Genomic DNA, 13,930 nt, shown 5'->3' with positions numbered 1-13,930 from the left:
CGGAGGTGGGGACATGGACGACGACACGCTCCACTCGATCGGCGAGCTGGCCCGGCGGACCGGCCTCACGGTCAAGACCATCCGGTTCTACTCCGATCGCGGAATCGTGACGCCGACCGACCGCAGCCCCGCCGGTTACCGCCTTTACGCCGTCGACGCCGTCGCACACCTGGACCTCGTGCGGACCCTGCGCGACCTGGGACTGGACCTTCCCACGATCCGCAGGGTCATGGACCGGGAGATCTCGCTTCCCGAGGTCGCCGCGGCGCACGCCGAAGCACTGGCCGTGCAGATCCGCACACTGCGGCAGAGGCGCGCGGTGCTGACGGCTGTGGCCATACGCGGGTCGACCCCCGAGGAGACGCGCGATCCTGACCCGCTTCCCCGGCATCCGGCTCGCCGTGCCGGCGGAGCGGTTGGTACGGCGGCACACCCGTCTTGTCCGGGGGCTGGACTCTCTCCCCGTTCTGACCTGACACGCCGGCCCGGCCGGATTCCCTGCGCGGGAGCTCCGGCCGGCACAAGGCTTTCCGCCGCGAGGTCACCTGGGCCCCGTCGGGAAACGGTCCGGACGAGAAGCCTTACTTGCTGATCGCGAAGCGCATCAGCGCGTGCTCGTCACCCTGCTTGATCTTCCCCGCCGAATTGATCACTTCGAGCTTCCAGGCGCCGCCGACCCGCACGGCCTTCGCGACCGCGCAGCCGTTCTCCTGGGTCAGCAGGCTGGGCCAGATGTCGGCCACCTGCTGGGCGCTGCCGCCTGTCGCGTCGTAGACCTTGAAGCTGATGTTGCGGGCTTTCTGGAAGGAACTCCCCTTCTTGAAAGCGGCGGCGACGAACACGATCGACGTGATGTTGGCGGGGATGCGCGCGAATTCGACCGTGACGGTCTCGTCGTCGCCGTCACCGCGCCCTGTCTGGTTGTCGCCGCTGTGCACCAGGGAGCCGTTGCCCATCGGGTCCAGCGAGTCCAGACCCGCCAGACGCACCGGGTCGGCGCCCTGCACGGCGATGGCGATCAGGTCCAGGTCGGTGCCGGTCTTGCGGCGCAGCATGCCCATGACCCCTCCGGTGGTGCCGGCCGTGGGGTCCCAGGACACGCCGATGGACAGATGGGTGACTCCGTCCAGGTCTGCCGGTCCGTCTTCCTTGGTGAGCGTGATCATGTGCGGGCCGTCCTCTGCTGAAGGAAATACAACACGCAGAGTGTGCCTGTCGCCCCGGCAGCGCAATACGCCGGGCCTCATGTCCTCACACTGTCCTGGGGCGCTGTCCCGGTCCAGGAGCGCGACCCCGGCCATTCCGTCCCGTGCATTCCGACCGACGGCGTTTCGGCCAACACCCACTCGTGGAGCGCCTCTTGCGGCGCAAGGGCCCATGCATCCGACATCTTTCGACAACCGCGTGGCATCGGGATTCGAAACTCGGCCGAAAGACACGTGTTCGAAAACTGGGTCCGCTCGTTGAACCTGACGATCCCGACACGGCCACCAGGAAGGAGCGACGTTGACACGCACCGGCCCACGCCGCGATACCTCGCAGGGCGCGAAAGGCACACCCGCGAAGGAGAAGATCTCGAACGCGGAGCGCGAGCTGTACGGGGGACGCCTGCGCTACGACCAGTCCTTCGTACGCCACGTGGGGCCGCTGACCCGGCTCTCCTTCCGGCACATGGCGGCCGCGCTGCCGCGCATGGTCGCCCTGGTACTTCGTACCGGCTGGCGGACGGACCGGCGGGCGATGGCGGGAGTGGTGGCCGCGCAGCTCGGGCAGGGGGTGACCGCGGCCTGGGGGCTGGTCGCGGTCAACAGCGTGCTCACGAACCTCTTCGCGGAGGGTCCGACGGCGGACAAGCTGCGCGAAGCCCTTCCGGCCCTGACGGCACTGGCGGCGACGGCGGTGCTCGCGGCCCTGCTGGCGGCGTGGTCGACGGCGATGTCGGGACGATTGGAACCGCAGGTGGAGCGGGCCGTCTCGGCGCGCTACTACACGGCTGTCACCCGCGTCGAACTGGAGGCGACCGAACGCCCGGAGGTCCAGCGTGTGCTGGAGGCCGGCCGGTTCGGCACGGACTCGGCCCGCAGCATGCTGATGCTGTCCGTAGGGGTCGGCAACGTCCTCATCTCGATGGTGGCGGCCGCCGTCGTACTGGCGTCGTTGCACTGGATGCTGCTGCCGATGCTCCTCGTGATCGCCCTGCCCAAGGGGTGGGGCGCGGTCAGCTCCGCACGCCGCGAGTACGTGTCGAAGCTGCACTGGATCGATCACCGGCGGGCCATCGCCTCACTCCTGGGATTCCTCACCCGGCCGCACGCGCAGGGCGAGATCCGCGTGCACGCCGCCGGGACCAAACTGCTCAACAGCTATGAGGAGATGTCCCACCAGACCGAGGCGGAGCAGCGCCGTCTGGCCCGTGCGCAGGCATCCACGGATCTGGTCGCCGGCGCGTTCGCGGGTCTCGCGTCGCTGGCCTGCTACGGGATCCTGTGGTGGCTGCTGGCCGACGGCTCGCTGCCACTCGCCGTCGGCGGCACCGCGGTCCTCGCGATCCGCGCGTCGACGGCACGGCTGACCTCGCTGGTCCAGCAGGTCAACCGGCTTTACGAGGAGCTGCTGTTCCTCACGGACACCGAGGACGCCATCGCCCTGGCCGACGAGAACGCCATCCCCACCACCGGCACCCCGCTGCCGTCCCGCGTCCATCAGGTCCGCGTCGACAACGTGTCGTACACCTACCCAGGGGCCGACTCCCCCGCGTTGCGGGACGTCAGCTTGCGGGTCCGTCGCGGCGAGGTGACCGCGCTGGTGGGCGCGAACGGCTCCGGGAAGACCACCCTGACCAAGGTGCTGGCCGGACTGCTGGTGCCCCCGGACGGTGATGTGTGGTGGCAGGACGCCGAGGGCGGCGACCGGGTCGGGCTGCGGGACGCCGACCGGGCCGGGATCTTCGCCCTGGTGGGGCTGCTCGCGCAGGACTTCCCCCGCTGGGAGATGACCGCGGCCGCGAATGTGGCGATCGGCGCCGGCGACCGCGTCCGTGACATGGACCGGGTGAAGTCCGCCGCACTCTCCGCCGGCGTCCTCAGGCTGATCGAGAACCTGCGCCACGGCTGGGACTCCATCGTCTACAAGGGCTACGAGCGCGGTGTCCAGCTCTCGGGCGGACAGTGGCAGAAGCTCGGCACGGCGCGAAGCCTGTACCGAGGGGCCCCCTTCCTCCTTGTCGACGAACCCACCTCGGCCCTCGATCCGCACGCGGAGATCGCCGCGTTCGAAGGCCTGTGGTCCCTCGCGGACGAAGGCCACGCCGTCGTACTCGTGACCCACCGGCTCGCGGCGACGGCCAACGCGGACCGCATCTACGTCCTCGACCAGGGCCGGGTGGCCGAAGAAGGCACCCACGAACAGCTCATGACCCGGCCCGACGGCATCTACCGCAGCATGTTCACCGCCCAGGCCGCCCAGTACGCGACGAAGATCCCGGCCATCCCCCCGCAGCCCGGTCACACCCCGGCACCGGAGCCGGCGAAGGGCAGCCCGGAGTCCGGTACGGCGACCGGCGAACCGCCGATGACATGAATCCGGAACTCGAGGTGAAGTCGGTCCCGCGTCGTTGTGACGCGACAGCACGGCTACCGGCACGGCCACCTACTTCGACTCCGGGACCGGGAGGGACAGCTGAACGCCTCCAGACCAGGCCCACCCCTTCCTCGATCGGAGAGTCATGACGACAATGCCAGTTTCGGGCGAGCCGCCCAGCACGGTGATGAGTGACGAGGCTTACGGTGCCCTCCGTGCCACAGCCGCCCCGTGGGTCGGCACGTCCGTACTGATCACCAACACGTACGGGAAAGTTCTGATCCAGCACGTCGACTACCGCGACACCTGCCTTCTGCCGGGAGGCGCCGTCGCCCAGGGCGAGTCCCCCGCCCACGCCGCCACGCGCGAGCTCATGGAGGAGCTCGGGGTCGCTGCCCACATCGACCGGGGCCTGGCCGTCGACTGGGTTCCCGCCGACGCCGTCAACGCTCCCGCGTCCATGAGATTTCCCGGCGAGATCCTCCACGTCTTCGACGGCGGCACCTGGGACGACTACCGGATCGCCGAAATCCGCCTGCCTCCGAGCGAGATCACCGGCATCGAGTTCGTCGAGCCCGCCCGGCTGCCCGACCTGCTCTCCCCGGCCGACGCCCGCCGCGCTCTGGTCGCGCTGCGCGCCCGGATCAACGCTGCCGGCACAGTGCTCCTGGAGAACGGCCGTCCGATCGCCCCCGGTGTCCTCGACCGCCTCGACGTACTGCGGACGGCCCGCCCCGAGTACCACTACCCCTGGCACCAGGGCCCGGCCCCGATCCCCAACCGGGCGCCTTCGTCACTCGACCGACCCCCTGCACCGAGCCGCCGAGTGGGAAGAACTGCTCGTGGGCCCCTTACGCGATTCGTCGGATGTCCGACCGGGCCCGCGCCTCAGGCTGGTCGCGACTACATGCTCCGGATGTGTTCGAGCGCGGTGTCGAGGAGCCTGCTCACCTGGTGGAGGGTGGTGGCGGTGGCGGTGGCCAGGTAGGCGGGGTGCTGGGCGAGTGGAGTGAGAACGGCGTGGCCCTTCTCGGGGTCGTCGCCGAGGAGGAGAGTCGGGTGATCGGTGGAGAGGTGGGGGTCCACGACGAGGAGCTGGCCGGCGGCGCGGTGCCCGCCCAGCACGGCGGGGCCGTCCCAGGCCGGCGCCGTCCCGCCGTAGGCGGTGTGCTGGTCGAGGACGGGGCGGCCGCCCCGGTACACGGTGAGGCGGGTGGTGAGGTGGCCCGGGGGTTCGGCCGTACGACCCAGGAGTTGCTCCTCTCGCAGCAGGACGGCGGCGGTGGGTGCGAGGTCGACCGTGCAGGTCTGGTGAAGGGTGCTGTTCGAGGCGCTGATCAGGGGTTGGGGCAACCAGGACAGCATGGCGTGGTCGGCGACGGTGAGGCGGACGTCATAGGTGGCGGGTCTGGCTGTGGCGCCGGGCAGCGCGATGGTGGCGGTCGGCGTGGTCACCTCCAGCCTGGCGTGTTCCTCGGCGGTGATGTCGAGGGCGAGCCGGTCTCCGCCGAGCGGTGCGCACATGGAGCTGATCACGCTGACCCGGGCCCACCCGTCGTGGGGTTGGGTCTGGTGCAGGTGGAAGGGGCCGCTGTTACGCATGAGCGGGACGGTCGTGGTGGAGCCGTCGCGGGCGGCCCTGATGACGGCGGTGGCCCGGACCCCGGAATGTGCGGGGTCCGTCGGGTGCATTCGTCCGGCCACATGCCTTTCGTCTCTCCGACCGCTGTCCGTCTCGCTTCCCGCGGCGGTCGGCGCGGGGGACGCCGTTGTGGGCGGCGGGCTGGGATGTGGTGCGGTGGCTGTCATACGGCGGCCTCGGTGCGCCAGGCGGACAGGCATCCGTTGACCCAGTCGGCGACAGGCTGGACGCCGTCGTCCGAGGCGAGGCTGGTGAAGAGGACGGGGAGGCTGCCGCGCTGCCGGCTGGCGTCGGCGGCCATGGTGTCCAGGTCGGCGCCGACATAGGGGGCGAGGTCGGTCTTGTTGATGACGAGGAGGTCGGCGGTGGTGATGCCGGGGCCGCCCTTGCGGGGGATGTCGTCACCGCTGGAGACGTCGATGACGAACACCTGGTGGTCGACAAGGCCCTTGGAAAAGGTGGCGGTGAGGTTGTCGCCGCCGGACTCGATGAGGACGAGGTCCAGTGGGAGCAGTGTCTCCTCCAGCTGTTCGACGGCTTCGAGGTTGGCGGAGATGTCGTCGCGGATCGCGGTGTGCGGGCAGGCGCCGGTTTCGACGGCGGTGATGCGCTCCGGTGGCAGCACGGCTTCGCGGAGCAGGAACTCGGCGTCCTCGCGGGTGTAGATGTCGTTGGTGACGACCGCGATGGACAGCCGGTCGCGCAGGGCGCGGCACAGTGCGGCGACGGTGGCGGTCTTGCCGGATCCGACGGGCCCGCCGAGGCCGATGCGCAGGGCGCGGCGGCTGCCGTCGGGGCGCAGTGCGTCGGCGCTGGGGGTGTGGTGGTGCGGCAGCATCGTGTCGTGGTCGAGGTGCATGGCGTTCTCCGAACGGTGTGGGGGGTCAGGAGGCGAAGAGCCGCATGGACCAGGCGGCGTGCTGTTCGCCGGTGATGTCAAGGAGCGGCGAGGATGCGGAAGGCAGGACTACGACACCGTCGGTGGCGAGCCGTGCTGCCGCTTCGGCGGCGGCGTGGGCGACGTCGTCGAGTTCGCCGGAGAGCCGGGCAAGCAGGGCGGTCGCGTCGAACGGGTTGAGGCTCAGCAGCCGCACCGCCGCCGTCGCAGGGCCGCCGATGCTCTCGTACGCGGCGCACTGCGCGGCATCCGACGGGGTCAGGCCGGCGGCGCGCGCGGCGACGCCGAGCACGACAGGCTGGTGGGCGCCCTGCGGCAGGCGGTGGGCGATCTGGTCGAGCTCGGGGCAGGGCCAGGCGGCCCGGGCGGCCCGCAGCATCTGCCGGCCGAGCTTGCGGGCGACCTGCCGCAGTGCCGGTACGGGGGTGCGTGCGTCTGCGGCCTCGTCCAGCGCCATCAGGTCGTAACCGGTGGCGGCAGCGGCGGCGAGGCCGGCCGCGGTCAGCCCGGCGGTGTGCAGACGGCCCCGGCAGAACGCCTCCAGGCTTGCGGCGTCGTGGACACCGTGCGAGGCGACCGCGGCCTCCACACCGCCGGAATGGGCGTGCCCACCGGCGGGGAAACGGCCGTCGGCCAGGACGAGCAGAGCGGCATGGCTCATGGGAACGGTCGCCTGCCTTTCACAGGTACGGAGCTCAAAAAAAGGGATACTTCCCGAGCAGGCGGTCCGGCGGCGGGGCGCCGCCGGACCGACGTCGCGCTCAGAAGAGGAAGTACCGCTGCGCCATGGGCAATTCGGTCTCGTAGAGCTCCGGATCCCTCTGCGGATGATCCTTGTCGAACATCAGCTTGTCGTCGGGCTCGTCATCGTCGTCGGCACCGTCCGCAAGGGCCTTCTTCAGCACGGTGCGGGCGTCAGTGGTCGTGCCCCTGTTCGCACCCGGTTTCCCGGTGCCGGGCTCTGTGCCCGTGCCCTTGCCATCGCCCTCGCCGATGGTGACCTGGAAGGTCTCGGGGCCGATCTCGATCTCCGGCGACTCACCGTTGAGTTCCATGCGCTGCTTGGTCACTCCACGAGTGGATTTAGTCTTTTTCACCCCCTTCGTCAGGTTGTACTTCGCCTTGATACCGACGGCCTCGGGCACCACGAAGTTGAAGGAGTTGCCTCCCGGGGCCCGGCCGCATGCCCCCCACACCGGGCGGGGCAGGTAGGGCTGCGGTGTCGGGATCGACGCGTTGGCGTCACCGAGCTGCGCGTAGGCGATCTGCCCGCCCTTGATGATCACGTGCGGCTTGACGCCGAAGAACTTCGGCTCCCACAGCACCAGGTCCGCGATCTTGCGCTCATGGGGGGCCGCGGTCTTGAGCTCGTCAGGCGAGTGGACCTCGACGGAGCCGACATGATGGTCGATGCCATGGGCGATGGCCGGGTTGATCGTGTACTTGGCGATGTAGCGCCTGATGCGGTAATTGTCGTGCCTGTCGGTGTCTTCCGGCAGGTGGTCGCGGCGCTTCTTCATGACGTGCGCGGTCTGCCAGGTCCGCATGATCATCTCGCCGATGCGCCCCATGGCCTGCGAGTCGGAGGACATCATCGAGATGGCACCGGTGTCGTGCAGCCAGTCCTCGGCCGCCATGGTGGAGGGCCGGATACGCGAGTCGGCGTATGACTTGTCCGCAGGGACCTCGAGGTTGAGGTGATGGCAGATGACCATCATGTACATGTGCTCGGCGACGGTGTTCTTCGTCAGGGGCCGGGTCGGGTTGGTCGACGCGGGCAGGACGCTTTCGTAGCCCTTGCCCACCAGTTTCATGATGTCCGGTGCGTGGCCGCCGCCGGCGCCTTCGACGTGGAAGACGTGAATGCCCCGGGGCTTGCCGGTCTTGGGATTCTTGGTGGCGTTGAAGGTGTCCTCGACGAACCCGGACTCGTTCATCGAGTCGGCGTGCAGGGCCACTTGGGCGTGGTAGGTGTCACAGATTTCCAGCGCCTTGTCGATGGCCGCGGGGGTGGCCCCCCAGTCCTCGTGGACCTTGAGGCCAATGGCACCGGCAAGGATCTGGTCCTTCAGTGAATCGTAGGAGATCGTGCCGCCCTTGCCGAACAGGCCGATGTTGACCGGGTAGGCGTCCAGGGCCTCGAACGTCCGCTGAAGGTGCCACTCGCCAGGCGTCACAGTGGTGGCCCGGCTGCCTTCTGCGGGGCCGGTACCGCCACCGATGAGCGTGGTCACTCCTGACGCGAGTGCCTCGTGGATCTGGCCGGGGCCGATGAAGTGCACATGGGTGTCGATGCCCCCCGCGGTCAGGATCCGCCCGTTCCCGGAGATCACCTCGGTCTCCGGCCCCACCACGAAGTGTGAGGCGCGCCCGCCCCGGTTCTCCTCGGCCGTGTAGGGCTTCGGTGTCATCGTTTCTGGGTTGTACGCCTGCCCGATCGCCTGGATCTCGCCGTCTCGAAGGCCGACGTCGGCCTTCACCACACCCCAGTAGTCGATGATCAGCGCACCGGTGATCACTGTGTCCACTGGATTGTGTGCTCTGTCGCTCCTGGGGAAATGAGACTGGCCCATCGACTCCCGGATGACCTTGCCGCCGCCGAAGAGCATCTCGTTGCCGCTACGGCCCGGCCCCCCGCACCAGTCCTCCTCGATCTCGACGATGAGATTCGTGTCGGCGAGCCTGACCCGGTCGCCCTTCGTCGGGCCGTACAGCGTCGCGTAGTCCTGCCGCCACAGCGGCACCGGAGGGCGCGCGGTGAAGCTGAGCTCGCGCGGCGTCGACTGCACAACACCGCGTGCCTGACCGGAGCTGCCACTCATGGGGCCACCGTCCACTCACTCGAATCCTTGACTCGAAGGCCCTTGACCAACTGGGCACCCTTGATGGGCACCACCCACACCCTGCATACGTGCTCGGGCTCGATCCGCTCCGACGTACCGGCCGCAATGTGGAGCCGCTTCCCCTTCACGTCATCGTCGGCCGGGATGGAGCACTCCTCGTCCTTGAAGAACTTGAGGCACGCGTTGACGTCGCCCAAGTGGAAGTGGGAGCCGACCTGGATGGGGCGCTTCGCGGTGTTCTTCGCCCACAGCGGCCCCTCCCTCAGGGAGTCTTCGTGATCGTCCGCGTTGAACGTCACCGCGTGCTGACCGTCGTCCGCGAGGAGTTCGTACTTGCCCGGGTAAACCTCCGCGTCAGGCTCCGCCTTGCCGAGCGGGTCGGGGATGGTCACCAGCTTCGTGCCGTCCTTGAACGTCGCTTCGACCTGCACGTCGCGGATCATTTCCCGCACGCCGTCCATGACCTCGAAGTCCGTCAAGTCGACGCCGGCGGTCTTGCTGGGGATCTTGAGCGTCTTCGCCACATCGCTCAGCTTGGTATCCATGAGCTCGGCGACCGTCTTCGTGTCGTGGCGGGCCTCCTCCAGCACATAGGCCGCCAACAGCGCCATGACCTCCGGGTAGTTCAGTGCGAGATCAGGCTGGCGCCTGAGTCGCCGTTCGGCCAGATCCGCCGCGACACGGATCATGAGCCGCTCCTGCTCATGGGGCGTCAGGTGCATGCGGGTTCTCCTTCCTGTGTTCGGCGTGACGTGCGGCGAGTCACCCGAAGAGAACCCGGTGCGGACGCCACTCATTGGCTCAACGACCCAGGTGGGAATAGAAGCGGAAGCAGTGCTTCCATTCATGCTTTCGGATGTAGCTTGATCGGCGAGCCTCCGGCGTCGCCCCCTCATCGAGTAGTGCGGGCAGCGGCCCGCAGGACAAGAGGCTGACCCGCAAACGCTGGCTGCGGTGCTACAGGCGCTGGGCGGGACACTCACGGGACTCCGGCAAGGCAGCTGTGACAGCCTGCGGAGATGCCGGAATTGCGGGTCTACGCAGGCCCCCTCACTACGCCTTCCAGTGATCCTCGAAAGGTTCCGGACGCCGTCGCCCGGATGCACAACCTCGCCCTCGCCTCATGTCCACACAGGCCCGCACATCGCTCCGACCTGCGGGATCACGGCCTTCTGCAACACCCTTTGGAAGCACCGCAGCCAGGAGCGGGAGGGACGAGGTCGGTCACCGCAGTAGCGAGTGGCGCCTCGTGGGGTTCCGCAGCCATCCCAGAGGTTCGGGCAGGCGCTGTGCCCCATCTCGCCGGTGGCCTCCTCTCATGAAGACGGCCGCCATCGCCTCGGTCTGCCGGGCCAGTGCAGCTGTGGGCTACACAACCGGCATCTGGTGTGTGCCTGCTGGTGGACCGGTGTCAGGGTTCATGGCGCGGGCGGATGGGCCGGACTGTGCCCCCGGTCGCTTCCTCACACGGTTGTGGCTGGTTGGTGGAAGCAGTCGTTGAGGACGCCGGGGTGCAGGGTGCGGGTCAGGTGCCGCAGCATCGTGCGCAGACGCTCAGGGCTTGCCGCCGTTCCGGGCAGGTCGCCGAGTTCTGCCCGGATGCGGTCGAACTCGGCCTCAATGCGTGGGGTGGCGCCGCCGGCCGGCTGACCTCCTTCGTTCCAGTAGTGGTAGAGGTCTTCGACGTAGTCGAGCTTGGCTGTGGCTTTGTCGGCTTCGACCTCGTCGGCGAGGCCTGACGCCGAGGTCCCCGCGTATCCTTCGAAAATTGCGTAACTGGCGTGTTTGTACTGCCGGGTCCCTGCCACCATCCCGTGCGCGGGAACGAAGGGCCCCGCCTCGTCGCTGAAAAGCTCATTAAGGTGGTCCCGGAAGTCATTCAGCCGCTGAGGAATCTGTCTGATCAGCGGCAAGCCCGAGGAGCAGGACCAGGACGACCCCGTGTCCACCCTGCGCCGCGAAGCCGACGAGGAGGCAGCGGCCCGGCTCAAAAGCCTTGCTCCTCGGACACGTCACCGATCCCGCAGGACGGCGCGCATACGTGCGCTACGCCCCAGCACTCACCGACGTCGCCCCTCCACGGCCTCATCCGGCCACAGGACACACCTACACCCGCATCCTGGCGGCCCCCGAACAGGCAGCAGATCTCTTCGACTGGGGGCCGCCTGCTACCGACCACCTCGCCGCCGTCCACCGGGCTCGCCGGCGACTTCCCCAGAGCCGCCCTCCAGCCCGTCACCGAACTCACCGGCGCCATCACAGATCTCCTCCTGTCCGATGCCGCACAGGATTCAGGGGGAAGGAGCGGGTGTCGACAGCTCTCCCATACCCCGTAGGTCGCACGGCAGCGCACCGCGCTGCCCCGACCGTGGCCTGCGCACGCAGAGAGACTCAAGACGTCACCGCTCATCCAACTGCCACGATCACCGACGCGGCCGCGCCACTGGACGCCTTCGCAGGCGCCAGGAGATCCACGGAGTGCCAGCCCCCTGCTTCGCGTGGGGAGGAGGGTGGGAAGCTGGCGGGTATGGATATCCGTCGCAGGAACAACGTCACCGTCACCGGCCGTGCGGACGGGCCGGTGCTTCTGCTGGCGCACGGGTTCGGCTGTGATCAGAACATGTGGCGTCTGCTGGTCCCCGCCCTGGCCGAGCGTTACAGCGTGGTGCTCTTCGACTACGTGGGCTCGGGCCGGGCGGACCCTTCGGCATGGGATGAGCGGCGCTACAGCTCGCTGGAGGGCTACGCGCAGGATGTGCTGGAGGTCTGTGAGGAACTGGACCTGCGGGACGTGACGTTCGTGGGGCACTCGGTCAGCGCGATGGTCGGAGTGCTCGCGGCGGCGAAGGCGCCGCAGCGCATCTCCCGTCTGGTCATGGTCGCACCCTCGCCCCGCTACATCGATGACGACGGCTACCGGGGCGGGTTCAGCTCCGAGGACATCGACGAGCTGCTGGAGTCGTTGGAGTCGAACTATCTGGGCTGGTCGGCGGCGATGGCCCCGGTCATCATGGGCAACGCGGACCGGCCGGAACTCGGCCAGGAGCTGACCACCTCGTTCTGCGCGACCGACCCGGACATGGCCCGGGTCTTCGCCCGCACGACGTTTCTCTCCGACAGCCGCGAGGACCTCAGGACGATCACGGTGCCGACGCTGATCCTGGAGTGCAGGCAGGACGTGATCGCCCCCCGCGAGGTCGGGGCCTACGTCAGGGACGCGATCCCCGGCAGCCGGCTGGTCACCCTCGAGGCGACAGGGCACTGCCCGCAGCTGAGTGCACCGCAGGCCACCACCGGGGCGATCACCGACTTCCTCGGATCCCTTCGATGATGTGCCGTACCGACCAGGCACCGGAGCCGGGCGAGGGACAGGACGTGGACGCCACGGACGCGGTGTTCACCTCGCTGCTGGAGGACAGTGCCGAGGAGCTGTACGAGCAGGCGCCGTGCGGATATCTGTCGACGCTGATGGACGGCACCATCGCGAAGATCAACACGACGTTGCTGGACTGGCTGGGCCTGGATCAGTCCCGAGTGGTGGGGCGCATGCGGTTCGCCGATCTGCTGACCGTGGGCGGCAAGCTCTACCACGAGACGCACTTCGCGCCGCTGTTGCAGATGAAGGGCGAGGTCAGTGGCATCGCCCTGGACATCAAGGCCGCCGCCGGTCAACGGATCCCGGTGCTGGTCACCTCGAAGGTGAAGACCAGCAGGGACGGCGAGCCGCTACTGATCCGCACCACGGTCTTCGACGCCCGGGACCGCCGCGCCTACGAGACCGAGCTGCTGCGCAGCCGTCGGGCGGCCGAGGAAGCACGTCGACAGGCCGAGGCCGACCGTGAGCGGCTCCAGGAGGCGCTCGCCGTCCTGCAACAGAGCCTGCTGCCCGCCGAGCTGCCCACAGTCCCAGGGCTGGAGGCCGCCTCCTACTACCACACCGCCTCCCCGGATCTGCTGGGCGGAGACTTCTACGACCTGTTCCCCCTGGGCACCGGCCGGTGGGCGTTCTTCCTCGGCGACGTGTGCGGCAAGGGCCCCCAGGCCGCCGCCGTCACCTCCCTGACGCGCTACACCCTGCGCGCCGCCGCCCTGCACGACGCCGACCCGGTCACCGTGCTGACCACGTTGAACACGGTGCTGCACGAGCGGTACGCCAGCGGCGACACCCGCTACTGCACCGCCATATTCGGTGTCCTGGAACCCGGCGACGGGCATGTCAGCGTGCACCTGGCCTCCGGCGGACACCCCTCGGCACTGATCCAGCGCGCGGACGGCACCGCCGACTACCTGCCCACCCCGGGTGGAATGCTCATCGGCGTCCTGCCTCAGGCACAGTTCACCGCCGTCCGCGCCCGGCTGCTGCCCGGCGACACCCTGCTCCTCTACACCGACGGCCTGACCGAGGCCCGTACGGGACCCGGCCGCGAGCTGTACGGCGAGGACGCCCTGCGCGCCTTCACCACCGGCCGGCCTCCCGCCGGGCCGCAGGCACTGATCACCGCCCTGACGGGGCTGCTCGCCGGGTTCGGCGACGGGCTCGACGACGACACCGCGCTGCTCGCCCTCGGCGTGCCCTCCCCGCTTCCCGCCACCGCGACCGAAAATCTGACATGAGCCCACTGAAAGTCACCACCCGAGATGCCGCCAGCGGCCCCGTACTCCAGATCGCCGGCGACCTCGACCATGAGACGGCGCCCGAACTGCGCCAGGCCTTGGACGGTCTCACCCTGGCCGCGGGACAACTGCTGGTCCTGGATCTGGCCGACCTCGAATTCTGCGACTCCAGCGGGATCAGCGCTCTGCTGACGGCCCGGAACCTGGCCGGCGAACAGGGCGGCGACATCGCCTTGGCCGCGGTCCCCGCCAACACCGCGCGCATCCTCGGCATCGTCGGCCTGGACCGCGTCTTCGCCATCCACCCGGACGTCTCGACGGCCACCGCCCGCAGCTCCGCCGCACGCTGATCCT

Annotated in this window: 12 protein-coding genes and 2 pseudogenes; 6 read left to right on the top strand and 8 right to left on the bottom strand. The window is 69.0% G+C overall.

The annotated features are described in order from the left end of the window. Positions 1–13: 13 nt before the first annotated feature. Positions 14–364, top strand: a pseudogene (locus ACIQM3_RS31965) (MerR family transcriptional regulator); the annotation flags it as partial. Positions 365–581: 217 nt separating this feature from the next. Here the strand turns inward: ACIQM3_RS31965 and ACIQM3_RS31960 are convergent. Beyond that, on the bottom strand, positions 582–1,166 hold the full coding sequence (locus ACIQM3_RS31960) for a TerD family protein (RefSeq protein ID WP_401630511.1): 585 nt from the start codon (positions 1,164–1,166) through the stop codon (positions 582–584). Between the two features lie 340 nt (positions 1,167–1,506). Here ACIQM3_RS31960 and ACIQM3_RS31955 point away from each other — a divergent pair, with 340 nt between their 5' ends. Both ACIQM3_RS31955 and ACIQM3_RS31950 read left to right on the top strand, forming a co-directional pair. After that, complete coding sequence (locus tag ACIQM3_RS31955) at positions 1,507–3,579, top strand: ABC transporter ATP-binding protein (RefSeq protein WP_401630509.1); 2,073 nt, start codon at positions 1,507–1,509, stop codon at positions 3,577–3,579. 187 nt (positions 3,580–3,766) lie between these two features. After that, on the top strand, positions 3,767–4,567 hold the full coding sequence (locus ACIQM3_RS31950; RefSeq protein WP_401630507.1) for an NUDIX domain-containing protein: 801 nt from the start codon (positions 3,767–3,769) through the stop codon (positions 4,565–4,567). Here ACIQM3_RS31950 and ACIQM3_RS31945 read toward each other — a convergent pair. The 7 genes and pseudogenes from ACIQM3_RS31945 to ACIQM3_RS31915 form a co-directional block, all read right to left on the bottom strand. Then, the gene (locus tag ACIQM3_RS31945; protein WP_401630505.1) at positions 4,483–5,283 is read right to left on the bottom strand and encodes an urease accessory protein UreD; all 801 of its coding nucleotides are present in this window, start codon (positions 5,281–5,283) and stop codon (positions 4,483–4,485) included. The two genes, ACIQM3_RS31950 and ACIQM3_RS31945, sit on opposite strands and share 85 nt — an antisense overlap. Before the next feature lie 101 nt (positions 5,284–5,384). After that, on the bottom strand, positions 5,385–6,080 hold the full coding sequence (ureG, locus tag ACIQM3_RS31940) for an urease accessory protein UreG (protein ID WP_401630503.1): 696 nt from the start codon (positions 6,078–6,080) through the stop codon (positions 5,385–5,387). A gap of 25 nt (positions 6,081–6,105) precedes the next feature. Beyond that, complete coding sequence (locus tag ACIQM3_RS31935) at positions 6,106–6,780, bottom strand: urease accessory protein UreF (RefSeq protein WP_401630501.1); 675 nt, start codon at positions 6,778–6,780, stop codon at positions 6,106–6,108. A 100-nt stretch (positions 6,781–6,880) separates the two neighbouring features. After that, complete coding sequence (gene ureC / locus ACIQM3_RS31930; protein ID WP_401630499.1) at positions 6,881–8,941, bottom strand: urease subunit alpha; 2,061 nt, start codon at positions 8,939–8,941, stop codon at positions 6,881–6,883. Then, on the bottom strand, positions 8,938–9,261 hold the full coding sequence (locus ACIQM3_RS31925) for an urease subunit beta (RefSeq protein ID WP_401630638.1): 324 nt from the start codon (positions 9,259–9,261) through the stop codon (positions 8,938–8,940). The genes ureC and ACIQM3_RS31925 overlap by 4 nt, the downstream gene beginning before the upstream one ends. A 72-nt stretch (positions 9,262–9,333) precedes the next feature. Beyond that, positions 9,334–9,684, bottom strand: a pseudogene (ureA, locus tag ACIQM3_RS31920) (urease subunit gamma); the annotation flags it as partial. 741 nt (positions 9,685–10,425) lie between these two features. Next, on the bottom strand, positions 10,426–10,875 hold the full coding sequence (locus tag ACIQM3_RS31915; RefSeq protein ID WP_401630497.1) for a hypothetical protein: 450 nt from the start codon (positions 10,873–10,875) through the stop codon (positions 10,426–10,428). 614 nt (positions 10,876–11,489) lie between these two features. On the opposite strand from ACIQM3_RS31915, the gene ACIQM3_RS31910 reads away from it, so the two are divergent. From ACIQM3_RS31910 to ACIQM3_RS31900, 3 genes are read left to right on the top strand one after another with little or no spacing between them, the layout of a single operon-like run. After that, positions 11,490–12,293: an alpha/beta fold hydrolase gene (locus ACIQM3_RS31910; RefSeq protein WP_401630495.1), complete on the top strand. Its 804-nt coding sequence runs from the start codon at positions 11,490–11,492 to the stop codon at positions 12,291–12,293. Beyond that, positions 12,290–13,576, top strand: a complete 1,287-nt coding sequence (locus tag ACIQM3_RS31905; RefSeq protein ID WP_401630493.1) for a PP2C family protein-serine/threonine phosphatase — start codon at positions 12,290–12,292, stop codon at positions 13,574–13,576. Before ACIQM3_RS31910 ends, ACIQM3_RS31905 begins: the two co-directional genes overlap by 4 nt. Beyond that, positions 13,573–13,926: an STAS domain-containing protein gene (locus ACIQM3_RS31900; RefSeq protein ID WP_401630491.1), complete on the top strand. Its 354-nt coding sequence runs from the start codon at positions 13,573–13,575 to the stop codon at positions 13,924–13,926. Before ACIQM3_RS31905 ends, ACIQM3_RS31900 begins: the two co-directional genes overlap by 4 nt. Positions 13,927–13,930 lie beyond the last annotated feature (4 nt).

The organism is Streptomyces sp. NPDC091271 (genome assembly GCF_044757505.1).
GTDB lineage: Bacteria > Actinomycetota > Actinomycetes > Streptomycetales > Streptomycetaceae > Streptomyces.
The sequence above is the reverse complement of the archived record's forward strand: the minus strand, read 5'-3'. Positions and strand labels throughout refer to the sequence as shown.

Excerpts from the sequence above, each read along its gene's own strand:
- ACIQM3_RS31935 (WP_401630501.1), bottom strand. The coding sequence starts at position 6,780 with ATGAGCCATGCCGCTCTGCTCGTCCTGGCCGACGGCCGTTTCCCCGCC.
- ACIQM3_RS31960 (WP_401630511.1), bottom strand. The coding sequence starts at position 1,166 with ATGATCACGCTCACCAAGGAAGACGGACCGGCAGACCTGGACGGAGTC.
- ureG (WP_401630503.1), bottom strand. The coding sequence starts at position 6,080 with ATGCACCTCGACCACGACACGATGCTGCCGCACCACCACACCCCCAGC.
- ACIQM3_RS31910 (WP_401630495.1), top strand. The coding sequence starts at position 11,490 with ATGGATATCCGTCGCAGGAACAACGTCACCGTCACCGGCCGTGCGGAC.
- ureC (WP_401630499.1), bottom strand. The coding sequence starts at position 8,941 with ATGAGTGGCAGCTCCGGTCAGGCACGCGGTGTTGTGCAGTCGACGCCG.
- ACIQM3_RS31900 (WP_401630491.1), top strand. The coding sequence starts at position 13,573 with ATGAGCCCACTGAAAGTCACCACCCGAGATGCCGCCAGCGGCCCCGTA.
- ACIQM3_RS31905 (WP_401630493.1), top strand. The coding sequence starts at position 12,290 with ATGATGTGCCGTACCGACCAGGCACCGGAGCCGGGCGAGGGACAGGAC.
- ACIQM3_RS31950 (WP_401630507.1), top strand. The coding sequence starts at position 3,767 with ATGAGTGACGAGGCTTACGGTGCCCTCCGTGCCACAGCCGCCCCGTGG.